Raw genomic sequence first — 12,425 nt, 5'->3', positions numbered from 1 at the left:
ATGCCGCCATCGCCAGCGCCGACACCCGCCGACGCCCCGCCTGCCTTGCGGCCCATCCACCTGTGGACAGCCGTGGCGGCGCTGGCCTGGCTGCTGGCCACCTTCCTCGCGGGCCACCTGCTGTCCAGCCGCATCGTCGGGGCCCAGGTCGAGAACCTTGCCGATGGCGCCCGGCTGGACGCCTCGGCCACGGGGCGGCTGATCGACCGCATGTTCGTGGAGCTCGGCAGCGTCTCCAACATGGCCGCGCACCAGGTCGACGTGATCGACGCCTCGCGCCGCTTCGTCGTCAACACGCCCATCGAGACCGCCCAGACCTCCGCCGAACGCGCGGCCACGCTGTCGCAAGACCCACTGGTGCGCAATGTCGGCAACTACCTGCGCCGGCTGATCCAGGACCTGAGCTACGACCAGATGTTCGTGGTCAACCGCTCGGGCACCGTGATCGCCAGCGGCGACTGGACCGAGCCCGGCGGCCTGCTGGGCGCCAGCTACGGCGACCGCGACTACTTCTACCAGGTGCTGCTCGAGGGCGTGGGGCGGCGTTTCGACATGGGCAGCGACGGCCGCCACCCCGGCTTCTACGTAGCCAGCCGGGTGGACGCCAACGACGGTACCTTCGGTGCCGTGGTCGTGCGGCTGGACACCGGCACCATGAACGAGATGCTGGCCGGCCAGCGCATCGCCGCCATCGTCGACGGCGACGGCATGGTGCTGGCCTCCTCGCGGCCGGACTTCGTGCTGCACCGCGTTGGCGCGCTGGCCGGCGAAGCCCACGCGCCGCCCGCAGCGCCCATCCCCCCCACCGCGGCCGCGCCAGCCATGCTGGCCGTGCAGCGGCCCGGGCAACTGCTGCATGCCAACCACTGGCTGGTCAACGACACACCCTATGTGGTGGAACGCGCCGACCTGTCCGAGCCCGGCTACCAGCTCCTCACGCTCAGCGCGATGGACGCGGTCGCGCCCATGCGCCAGCTGCACCGCACGGTCACCGGCATCGTGGCGGCGCTGGGCCTGCTGCTGATCCTGCTGGCGAGCCGCTCGCTGAGCCAGATGGCACGGCACCGCCACGCCGCGCTGCAGGTCGGCGCCGAGCATGCGGCCTTCCTGCAATCGGTGCTCGACGCGGTGCCCACGCCCATGTTCTACAAGGACGCACGAGCGCGCTTCCTGGGCATCAACACGGCATTCGGCCACGCCTTCGGTGCCGACCCGGCGCAGCTGCTGGGTCAGGACGGACTGGCGCTCGGCGCCATGGACGAGGACCGCGCCCGCCAGCTGCAGCAGGAGCAGCTGGCGCTCGTGCACGGCCGCGGGACCTTCCAGCGCGAAGAGGAGTTCCACTTCGCCGACGGCAAGCTGCACCCCACGCTCTACTCGGCCAGTGCCATCGCGCGGCCGGACGGCTCGTCTGCCGGCATGGTGGGCGTGGTGGTCGACATGCTGGACCAGAACAAGACCCAGGAAGCCTTGCACAAGGCCAGCGCGCGGCTCAACGTGGCGCAGGACGCGGGCGGCATCGGCCTGTTCGACCTGGATCTCGTCACCAACGAACACTATTGGAGCCCGCAGCTCGAGCGCCTGTGGGGCCTGGAAGGCACGACCGACCGCAGCTACTGGACCTGGAACAAGCGCCTGGTCGAGCAAGACCAGGAGCGTACCGGCAAGAGCTTCTTCGGTGCGCTGAACGACCCCGAGGCCTTGACCCACCGCGACGAGTTCAGCATCCTGCTGCCCGACGGCAGCATCCGTGTCCTGCAGACCCACAGCCGCATCGAGCGCGACGCCCAGGGCCGCGCCATCCGCATGACCGGCGCGCAGATGGACGTGACCGCCCTGGTGCGCGCGCGCGACGATGCCGGCGCGGCCAGCCGCGCCAAGAGCGATTTCCTGGCCAACATGAGCCATGAGATCCGCACGCCCATGAACGCCATCATCGGCATGTCGCACCTGGCGCTGAAGACCGAACTGACACCGCGCCAGCGCGACTACATCGCCAAGATCCAGCAGTCGGGCCAGCACTTGCTGGGCATCCTCAACGACATCCTGGACTTCTCCAAGGTCGAGGCCGGCAAGCTGGACGTGGAGTCGACGCCCTTCGAACTGGACGGCATGATGGCCACCGTCTCCGGCGTGGTAGCCGACAAGGCCACGGCCAAGAACCTGGAGCTGGTGTTCGACGTGGCGCCCGACGTGCCGCAGCAGCTCATTGGCGATCCCTTGCGGCTGGGCCAGATCCTCATCAACTACGTCAACAACGCCATCAAGTTCACCGAACAGGGCGAGGTCGGCATCGTGGTGCGCGTGGACAGCCTGCACAGCGTGCAGGGGGGCACCGGACCGCAGGCGGTGCTGCGCTTCGAGGTGCGCGACACCGGCATCGGCCTGTCGGAAGAACAGATGGCCCGCCTGTTCCGCAGTTTCGAGCAGGCCGACACCTCCACCACCCGCCGCTACGGCGGCACCGGCCTGGGCCTGGCCATCAGCAAGCAGTTGGCCGCGCTGATGGGCGGCGAGGTCGGCGTGCGCAGCGAACTGGGCCAGGGCTCGGTGTTCTGGTTCACGGCCAGGCTGGGTCTGGGGGAGCGCCGCGCGGCGGCGGCGCTGCCGCTGGTCGACCTGCGCGGCCAGCGCGCGCTCGTGGTGGACGACAACGAGCATGCCGCCGCCGTGCTGGGCGAGATGCTCGAGCACATGTCGCTCAAGGTCACCACCGTGCACTCGGGCGCGCAGGCCGTGCTGGCCGCGCGCGACGCGGCCGACGCCGGCCAGCCCTTCGACTTCGCCATGCTGGACTGGCGCATGCCCGGCATGGACGGCCTGCAGACCGCCGAGGCCATTCGCGCGCTGGCGCTCGGGCGCCAGCCCGAATTCATGATCGTGACCGCCTATGGCCGCGAGGAAATCGTCCAGGGCGCCCAGCAGGCCGGCATCCAGCACCTGGTGCTCAAGCCGGTCAGCGCGTCCGTGTTGCTGGACACCATGATGCGTGCCAGCCGTGGCGCCGCGCTCCCCGCCGCCATCCCGGCGACCGCCAGCCGCAGCAGCGCGCTCGATGCACTGCGCGGCATGCGCGGCGCACGCATCCTGCTGGTGGAGGACAACGACCTCAACCAGCAGGTCGCGGGCGAACTGCTGCGCGACGCCGGCTTCGCCGTCGACATCGCCGACAACGGCCGCATGGCCATCGACATGGTGCAGGCCCAGGCCGCGCGCACGCCGCCCTACGACCTGGTGCTCATGGACATGCAGATGCCGGTCATGGACGGCGTGACCGCCACGCGGCTGCTGCGCGAGGATCCGGCCCACGACGGCATGCCAGTCCTGGCCATGACGGCCAACGCCATGCAGGCCGATCGCGACCGCTGCCTGCAGGCGGGCATGCAGGACTTCATCGCCAAGCCCATCGAGCCCGATGCCATGTGGCTGGCGCTGGCGCGCTGGCTCAAGCCGCGCGCCGGCCTTGGCAGCGATGCCGCCGCCGGCCCCGCGCCCGGCCCCACGTCATCCGCCGAGCCGCCCGGCCTGCCCGTGGTCGCCGGACTGGATGTTGCATCGGGCCTGCGCCGCGTGATGGGCAAGCAGGCGCTGTACCGCCAGCTGCTGGAGAAGTTCGCTGCGGGCCAGTCTCTGGTGCCCGAGGCCATCGTGCAGGCGCTGCAGGACGAGGACCCGGCCACGGCCGAGCGCCTGGCGCACACGCTCAAGGGCGTGGCCGGCAACATCGGCGCGCACGACCTGCAGCAGCATGCCGCCGCGCTCGAGGAGGCACTGCGCGAGCGCCAGCCGCGTCCCGCCGTCGACGCCACGCTGGCGGCGGCCGCTGCCAGTCTGCACGCGCTGCTCGACGCGCTGCGCCCGCATCTGGTGCCGGCCGCGGCGCCTGGCGCCGACATGCCCGCGCCCGCCGCGGGCCCTGCCCGGCAGGCGCTGCTGCAGCGCCTGGCCCAGCTGCTGGAGCAGGACGATGCCGAGGCCGCCGAACTGCTGGCCGAGCACCAGGCCGCGCTGGGCGCAGCGCTCGGGCCGCACTACGCGGCGGTGTCCCAGGCCGTGGCCGACTACGACTTCGAGGCCGCGCTGGCCGCGCTGCGCCAGGCCACCGGGTAGCGCCGCTCTCAGTCGGCCGGCTGGGCCCGCGGCCCCTTGTTCACATAGCTGGCGTTGCCCAAGCCCGTGCCGATGGTCAGCACGGCCCAGCGCTTCACATCGCGCATGAACGGCAGTTCCGACAGGCCCTGCACCACGGCGTCGTTGTGCATGAGCACCTGGGTCGCTTCCTTGCCGACCACGGGCAGCTTCTCGCGCAACGCCGTGGGCAGGTGGAAGGTGTCGGCCGCCCAGTTGCCAGGCAGGTTCTGCGCGCCGCGCGCGATGCTGCCGTCCTCGCGGATCAGCCCGGGGCAGGCGATGCCGACGAAGGGCGCGAGCCGGATGCGCCGGCGCTCGGCCCAGGCGATCATGTCCGTGAGCATGGCCACCAGCCCGTCGACGAGCGCCGTGCGGCTGGGCTCGTCGTCCGCATGGCGCCACTTGGCACGGCGCACGACCTTGGCGCGCGAGAGGTCCGCCGCCTTGTCGCGCCGGAACTTCACGATGCCGCAGCGCACATTCGTGCCGCCGATGTCCAGCGCCAGCAACGCATCCGCGTGCAGGGCGAAATGCGGCGGCGCCAGGTGCACCCAGCCGATCAGGCCACCGTCGTCGGGCTCGTGGCGCAGGCGCGCCAGCTCCACCGGGATCTCGGCCACCTGGCACAGCGCTGCCGCCTGCAGGATCGCGAGCTCACCGACCTCGCTCTCGGGAAAACCGCCGCCGATCACGATGCGCTGCACCCCGCTCCAGGCCTTCTGGCGCATGAAGCGCTCGATCACGTCCGTCAGCTCGACCGCGAACTCCTCGATCGCGCCGCGCACGATGTCGCCGGCCTCCGAGGCGGCCGGGCCATGCAGGGCGCGGTCGAGCGTCTTCTTGCTGAGCTGGGCCGAAGGCAGCTTGCCGAGCGGATCGTCGCGGCCCTTGTCGCGGCAGCGCTTGCGCCAGACATCGAGCAGCTTGCGGAAGGCCGTCTGGCTCGCACGGTCGCCCACGAAGCCGTCCTCGTCCGACACCTCCAGGTTGTAGCCCGCGATGTCGAGCGTCTCCAGACTCGCCGTGCCATGGTGTGCACCCACCACGCTGGGCATGTGGCGCTTCTTGGGCTTTCCGGCCGGCTTGGGCTTGCGGGTCTCCTTCTTGCTCATGGATGCGTTTCCTTGTCTGTACCTTGTGGATGCGGCGCGCCACGATCTTGCAGTGCGCCAGCAACCACGGCCGCGGGAAGGCGCGCGCGCCGCACATGGGCCGGGCACGCATTCGCACGTAGGACGCCTGCCCATGACGCGCACGCGGCCCACCACTACACTGGCCCGATGCCTGCTGCGCGCCACGTGTTCTCTGCTGTCTGGGTCGTGCTGGTGTTGCTCTTCGCATCCAGCGCAGCGTCCGCCGCCGACGAAGGCGCATTGCGCGTCGGCTCCAAGCGCTTCACCGAGTCCTATATCCTGGCCGAGATCCTGGCCCAGACGGCCGCGCCGCAGCTGCGCAGCGCGCCCACCGTGCGCCAAGGACTGGGCAACACCGCCATCGTCTACGAGGCACTGCGCTCGGGCGCGATCGACCTGTACGCCGAGTACACCGGCACCATCTCGGCGGAAATCCTGCGCAGCCCCACGCCGCTCGCGCGCGAGGCCATGCAGGCCGCGCTGGCGCCGCTGGGCCTGGGCGTGGCCATCCCGCTCGGCTTCAACGACGGCTACGCGCTCGCCATGCGCGCCAGCGAGGCCGAGCGCCTGGGCATCCGCCGGCTCAGCGACCTGGCAAGCCACCCGGCCCTGAAGTTCGGGCTGTCCAACGAGTTCATCGGCCGTGCCGACGGCTGGCGCGGCGTGGCGAAGCGATACACGTTGCCGCAGCAGCCCACGGGACTGGACCATGGGCTGGCCTACGACGCCGTGACGGCTGGCCAGGTCGACGTGATCGACATCTACACCACCGACGCCAAGATCGACCACCTGGGCCTTCTGGTGCTGGAAGACGACCGCGCCTACTTCCCGCGCTACGACGCAGTGGTGCTGTACCGGCTCGACGTGCCGCAGCGCCTGCCCCAGGCCTGGGCTGCGCTGCAGACCCTGGAAGGCCGCATCGACGAGCGCGCCATGATCGCCATGAACGCGCGCGCCGAGTTGCAGGGCCAGGGCTTCGACCGCATCGCACGCGATTTCCTTGCCGGCGGCGCGGCGGCATCGGACCACGCCAGCGGCTTCATGGCCCGCCTGTTCGGCCCCGACCTAGCCCGCCTCGCGCGCCAGCACCTGCTGCTTGTGGCCGTGTCGGTGGGCCTGGCCACCTTGATCGGCGTGCCGGTCGCCATCTGGGTGTTCCCGCACCTGCGGCTGCGCGCGCTGGTGCTGGGCGCGGCCGGCCTGCTGCAGACCGTGCCCTCGCTGGCGCTGCTGGCCGTGCTGATCTCGGCGATCGGCACCATCGGCACGCTGCCCGCGCTGATCGCGCTGACCCTGTATTCGCTGCTGCCCATCATGCGCAACGCCGTGACGGGGCTGGCGGACGTGTCCGACGGACTCAAGCAGGCCGGCACCGCCCTGGGCATGACGCCGGGGCAGAACCTGCGCCTGGTGCAGTTGCCGTTGGCCCTGCCCACCCTGGTCGCGGGCGTGCGCACGGCCACCACGATCGCCATCGGCACCGCCACCATCGCGGCCTTCATCGGCGCAGGCGGTTTCGGCGAGCGCATCGTGACGGGCCTGGCGCTCAACGACAAGCAATTGCTGCTGGCCGGCGCATTGCCCGCCGCGGGGCTGGCACTGCTGAGCGAGGCAGTGTTCGAGCTGCTGGAGTGGGTGCTGCGCCGCTGGCGGCGCTGAGCCGGCATCCGATGGTCCGGCCCCGCGCGGGCCCGTGACGGCTAGCGCACCGAACGCACACCGCAGCACGCTTCTTCGCAAAGCTATACACGCGCCACACAGGGGCAGCACACCGGCTGCCCAGAATGCGGCGCTCGCCGTTCCGACGGCTTTTTGCGCGCCTGCCTCACCCCATGAGATCTGTTCCCAGCCTCTCTCGCCTCGGGGCCTTGCTGTTGCTGTGCGGCCTGGGCCTGCCACCCGCCCTGGCCAGCGGCCAACCGCTGCCGAACACCGTCACCCTGGACTTCACCGACGCCGACATCGCCGGCGTGGCACGCACGCTAAGCGTGATCACCGGACGCAACATCGTGGTGGATGCGCGCGTCCAGGGCACGCTGTCGCTGCATTCGGAAACATCGGTCACGCCGGCCCGGGCCTGGGAGCAGTTCCAGGCCGCCGTGCGCATGCGGGGCTACACCGTGGTGGAGGCGGCAGGCCTGTACAAGATCGTCCCCGAAGCCGAGGGCAAGCTGCAGGCCACCTCGGTCCAGGCGGGGGCGGGCCCGCTGCGCGGCGACCAGATCGTGACCGAGATCTTCCGGCTCAGCCATGAGAACGCGAACAACCTGGTCCCGACCCTGCGGCCACTCATCAGCCCGAACAATGTGCTGAGCGTCAACGCCGGCAACAACACGCTGGTGGTCACCGACTACGCCAGCAACCTGGCACGGCTGCGCACCCTCATCGCTGCGCTGGACACGCCCAGCGCCACCGATGTGGAAGTCATGCCCCTGCAGCATGCGGTGGCGGCCGATCTGGCGGCCACCGTGCAACGCCTGACCGAGACCGCCGGCACCGCGGCCAGTGCGAACGCCTCCACCACCGGCGCCGCAACGGCCACGCCTGCCGGTGCGGGCGGATCCGCAGGCGCCGGCACCGGCGCGTCCATCCTGGCCGATCCCCAGAGCAACAGCCTGTTGGTGCGCGCGCCCAACCCGGTGCAGCTGGCCTTCATCCGCGCGCTGGTGGCCCGGCTCGACCACCCGCGCAAGAACGCCAACGTCCACGTGGTCTACCTGAAGAACACCGACGCCACCCGCCTGGCCCAGGTGCTGCGGGCGGCCTTCCCGGCGGACACCGCGGGCGGCAACCGCGCCAGCGCATCGACCGCGCCGGCGGCTGCATCCAAGGTCAGCGCCGGCATCCCGGCCAGCAGCACCGAGGGCAGCACCGGCACATCGCAGTCCACGGCCGCGGTGACCGCCACCGCCCAGCCGTCCACCGGCGGCGAGGTCCAGGCCGACCCGGCCAGCAACGCGCTGATCATCAGCGCGCCCGAGCCCCGCTTCCAGGAGATGCGCCTGGTCATCGAACAGCTGGACGCGCGCCGCGCCCAGCTCTACGTGGAGTCGCTGGTGGTGGAGGTGGACGCCAGCAGGAGCGTGGACCTGGGCGTGCAGTGGAGCAAGCTTTTCGACATCAGCAGCAGCACCTCGCTGACGCTGGGGACGGTGGCGGTCGCGCTGGAGTCGATGGCGGGCACCAACATCCTGTCCACCGCCAACCTGGTCACGCTGGACAACGAGGAGGCCAAGATCGTGGTGGGCCAGAACGTGCCCTTCGTCACGGGCTCGTACACCAGCACCAGCAGCAGCAACCCGTTCCAGACCGTGGAGCGCAAGGACGTGGGCATCACGCTGCGCATCCGGCCGCAGATCGGGCAGAACGGCAACATCCGCATGGCGATCTACCAGGAGTCCTCGTCGGTGGTGTCCACCAGCAGCACGCTCGGGCCGACCACCAACAAGCGCTCCATCGAATCCAACGTGGTGGTCAACAACGGCAAGATCATCGTGCTGGGCGGGCTGATCGAGGACAGCTACGCCGACAGCGCCGCACAGGTGCCCGCGGTGGCCGACATCCCTGTGCTCGGCACCCTGTTCCGCAGCATCAGCCGCTCGCGCAAGAAGACCAACCTGATCGTCTTCCTGCGGCCGATCGTGATGGCCGATGCGGGCGCCAGCAGCGCGCTGTCGCTGGACCGCTACGACTACATCCGCGCCCAGCAGCAGGCCCTGCCGGCGGACATCCACCTGCTGCCCCAGGAGTCCGGCCCGCCATTGCTGCCGCGCGCGCCCGGCAACTGACCCTGGTGACGCCCGCCGGCGTCGCGTTGAACCAGGCAACGGGAAAGCAGGCGGTTGTTCTGAATCGTCACCGGCACTTTCTGTGCCGTCGGTGTTGGCGCGCTTGCCAGCGTGAATGAACAATCCAGGTGAACGATCCACCTTGCCGCGCTGGCGCTCGTCACCCAGCGCGCGAGCGGCCCAAGCGCGCAGGCCCAGGTGGTGATCCGCGCGCCTCAGCAACAGCACGCCGGCCTCGCTGCCCAGGTCGCCGCCATCGAAGTCCGCTTCGACAACGCGCCGGTCAACACGCCCGAAGTCCAGGTTGTTCTCCGTACACTTTGGCATCGGCAGCCCCCCCAATGAACCCGCTTCAGGTACCGGCATGGAAACCACCACCTCTTCACGCCAGCGCCTCGACGCCCGGCAACTCACCACCTTCGCGCACGGCCTGCTGGTCCGCGCCGGAATGCCGCACGACAAGGCGGATGCCGTCGCCGCCGTGCTGGTGGATGGCGATCTCATGGGCCACACCACGCATGGCCTGCAACTGCTCGCGCCGTACCTGGCCGAGATCGAGAAGGGCAGCATGCGTCTGGAAGGCGAGCCCGAGGTCCTGTCGTCGCACCCTGCCGCCCAACTGTGGGACGGGCTTCGGCTGCCGGGGCCCTGGCTCGTGCTGCAGGCACTGGAACACGCCGCAAGGACAGCCAGGGTGCAGGGCACTGGCACGGTCGTCATCCGGCGCAGCCACCACATCGCCAGCCTGGCGAGCTACCACCGCCGCGCCGCAGAACAGGGCCTGGTGCTGGTGCTGACCTGTTCCGATCCGAACTCGGCCAGCGTGGCGCCGTTCGGCGGCCTGGACCCGGTGTTCACGCCGAACCCGATCTCGGCGGGCTTTCCGACCGGCGGCACGCCCGTCTCGGTGGACATCTCCACCTCCACCACCACGAACGGCCTCACGAACCGCTTGCATCAGGAAGGCGGCAAGCTGCCAGCCCCCTGGCTGCTGGACGGGCACGGCCAAGCGTCCGACGACCCCGGCGTGCTGTTCACCGAGCCCAAGGGCACCATCCTGCCGCTGGGGGGCCTGGACTCGGGCCACAAGGGCTACGGGCTGTCGCTGCTGGTCGAGGCCCTGACTGGCGGCCTGGCCGGCCATGGCCGGGCCGATCCGCGCGAGGGCTGGGGCGCCACCGTCTTCCTGCAGGTCATCGACCCCGCGGCATTCGCCGGGCAGGCCGCGTTCACGCAGCAGATGGACGAGGTCGCGCGCCAATGCCGGGCGTCCAGGCCAGCCGATGCGCAGCGGCCGGTGCGCCTGCCCGGCGAACGCGCCTACCGGCTGGCACAGAGCCAGGTGGAACAAGGCGTGGTGCTGCACGAAAGCATCCTGCCCGCGCTCGTGCCCTGGGCGGCGAAGTACGGCGTTGCGCTGCCGAACGGCTGAGCACTGCGCGGCAAGCAGACGCGCATGCAAGAACGGCGCGGCTGCCGAAGCAGCCGCGCCGTGCATGCGCAGGCGGGGGATCAGGCCAGCGTGTAGGCCGTCTTCACCGTGGTGAAGAACTCCTGCGCGTACTTGCCCTGCTCGCGCGGGCCGTAGCTCGAACCCTTGCGGCCACCAAAGGGCACGTGGTAGTCCACACCCGCCGTCGGCAGGTTCACCATGACCATGCCGGCCTGGCTGTGGCGCTTGAAGTGCGTCGCGTACTTCAGGCTGGTGGTGGCGATGCCGGCGGACAGACCGAACTCGGTGTCGTTGGCTGTGGCCAGGGCCTCCTCGTAGTCCTTCACGCGGATCACGCTGGCCACCGGGCCGAAGATCTCTTCCTTGTTGATGCGCATGGTCTTGGCGCTCTCGCTGAACAGCGCGGGCGACATGTAGAAGCCGTCCGTGTCCAGCTTCAGGCGTTCGCCGCCTGCGGCCAGCGTCGCGCCTTCGCCCTTGCCGATCTGGATGTACTCCAGATCCTGGTCGAGCTGGCTCTGGCTGGAGACCGGGCCGATGTCGGTACCCTGCGCCAGCGCATCGCCGACCTTGATCTTGGCCATGCGGGCTTGCATCGCCTCGATGAACTTGGGGTAGATGCCTTGCGTGACGATCAGGCGGCTGGACGCCGTGCAGCGCTGGCCGGTGGAGTAGAACGCGCTCTGCACCGACAGCTCGACGGCCTGGTCCAGGTTGGCATCGTCCAGCACGACCTGCGGGTTCTTGCCGCCCATCTCCAGCTGCACCTTCTTGCCCGACTTCACGCATTCCAGCGCGATGTTGCGACCGACGCCGGTCGAACCCGTGAAGCTGATGGCATGGATGCCGGCATGGCCGACCAGCGCATTGCCGATCACGCTGCCGCGGCCCATCACCAGGTTGAACACACCCGCCGGGATGCCGGAGCGGCTGATGATCTCGGCCAGCGCCCAGGCGCTGCCCGGCACGAGGTCGGCGGGCTTGAGCACCACGCAGTTGCCGAAGGCCAGGGCCGGGGCGATCTTCCATGCCGGGATGGCGATGGGGAAGTTCCAGGGCGTGATGAGGCCGACGACGCCGACCGGCTCGCGCGTGATCTCCACGCCGATGCCAGGACGCACCGAAGGCAACGTCTCGCCAGCCAGGCGCAGGCATTCGCCGGCGAAGAACTTGAAGATCTGGCCCGCGCGCGTGGCCTCGCCAATGCCCTCGGCTCGGGTCTTGCCTTCCTCGCGCGCCAGCAGCGTGCCCAGCTCTTCCTTGCGTGCCAGGATCTCGGTGCCGATCTTGTCCAGCGCGTCGCTGCGTGCCTGCACCGAACCCGTGGCCCAGGCCGGGAAGGCGGCGGTGGCGGCGGCCACGGCCGCATCCACCTGGGCCGCATCGCCCTGGGTGTACTGGCCCAGCACGTCGGCCAGGTTGCTGGGGTTCAGGTTGGGGCTGTAGCTCTTGCCCGCGACCCATTCGCCGTTGATCAGGTTGTCATGGTTTTGCATCGATTGACTCCAGGTTCAGCGGACCATGCAGGGCCGCTTGTTGTCGAACTTCCAGTTCGGGATGAGGTACTGCATGGCCACGCCGTCGTCGCGAGAACCCAGGCCATGCTGCAGGTACAGCCGGTGCGCCTTCTCGACCTCGGCCATGTCCAGCTCCACGCCCAGGCCNCTGCATGGCCACGCCGTCGTCGCGAGAACCCAGGCCATGCTGCAGGTACAGCCGGTGCGCCTTCTCGACCTCGGCCATGTCCAGCTCCACGCCCAGGCCCGGCTTCTTGGGAACCTGCACGTAGCCGCCCTCGATCCTGAAGGGCTCTTTCGTGAGGCGCTGGCCGTCCTGCCAGATCCAGTGCGTGTCGATGGCCGTGACCTTGCCCGGTGCGGCCGCGCCCACGTGCGTGAACATGGCCAGCGAGACGTCGAA

Annotated in this window: 7 protein-coding genes and 1 pseudogene; 4 read left to right on the top strand and 4 right to left on the bottom strand. The window is 70.1% G+C overall.

Translation table 11 applies throughout. From position 1 onward, the window contains the following. Complete coding sequence (locus tag ASF45_RS21030; RefSeq protein ID WP_162244040.1) at positions 1–4,110, top strand: PAS domain-containing hybrid sensor histidine kinase/response regulator; 4,110 nt, start codon at positions 1–3, stop codon at positions 4,108–4,110. A gap of 8 nt (positions 4,111–4,118) precedes the next feature. Here ASF45_RS21030 and ASF45_RS21025 read toward each other — a convergent pair whose 3' ends face one another. Next, entirely contained in the window at positions 4,119–5,243 is a 1,125-nt protein-coding gene (locus ASF45_RS21025; protein ID WP_056667380.1) for an ROK family protein, read from the bottom strand. A gap of 168 nt (positions 5,244–5,411) precedes the next feature. Between ASF45_RS21025 and ASF45_RS21020 the strand changes: the two genes are divergently transcribed. The 3 genes from ASF45_RS21020 (at position 5,412) to ASF45_RS21010 (ending at position 10,484) form a co-directional block, all read left to right on the top strand. After that, positions 5,412–6,923, top strand: a complete 1,512-nt coding sequence (locus ASF45_RS21020; RefSeq protein ID WP_056667378.1) for a glycine betaine ABC transporter substrate-binding protein — start codon at positions 5,412–5,414, stop codon at positions 6,921–6,923. A 173-nt stretch (positions 6,924–7,096) separates the two neighbouring features. Then, positions 7,097–9,052 carry a secretin N-terminal domain-containing protein gene (locus ASF45_RS21015; protein ID WP_156473120.1) on the top strand — a complete coding sequence of 652 codons (1,956 nt, stop codon included), beginning with the start codon at positions 7,097–7,099 and terminating at the stop codon, positions 9,050–9,052. Positions 9,053–9,416: 364 nt separating this feature from the next. Continuing rightward, complete coding sequence (locus ASF45_RS21010; RefSeq protein WP_056667369.1) at positions 9,417–10,484, top strand: Ldh family oxidoreductase; 1,068 nt, start codon at positions 9,417–9,419, stop codon at positions 10,482–10,484. Positions 10,485–10,564: 80 nt separating this feature from the next. Here the strand turns inward: ASF45_RS21010 and ASF45_RS21005 are convergent, their stop codons facing one another. The 3 genes and pseudogenes from ASF45_RS21005 to ASF45_RS35495 form a co-directional block, all read right to left on the bottom strand. Continuing rightward, positions 10,565–12,001 (bottom strand): aldehyde dehydrogenase family protein, encoded by a 1,437-nt coding sequence (locus tag ASF45_RS21005; protein ID WP_056667366.1) that lies wholly within the window; start codon positions 11,999–12,001, stop codon positions 10,565–10,567. A 15-nt stretch (positions 12,002–12,016) separates the two neighbouring features. Then, positions 12,017–12,169 (bottom strand): annotated as a pseudogene (gene gudD / locus ASF45_RS35500) (glucarate dehydratase); the annotation flags it as partial. Position 12,170: 1 nt separating this feature from the next. Continuing rightward, positions 12,171–12,425, bottom strand: a 255-nt coding sequence (locus ASF45_RS35495; protein WP_304440569.1) for an enolase C-terminal domain-like protein, incomplete at both ends; no start/stop codon positions are given.

It is taken from the genome of Pseudorhodoferax sp. Leaf265, assembly GCF_001422365.1.
Classification (GTDB): Bacteria; Pseudomonadota; Gammaproteobacteria; order Burkholderiales; family Burkholderiaceae_C; genus Pseudorhodoferax.
The sequence above is the reverse complement of the archived record's forward strand: the minus strand, read 5'-3'. Positions and strand labels throughout refer to the sequence as shown.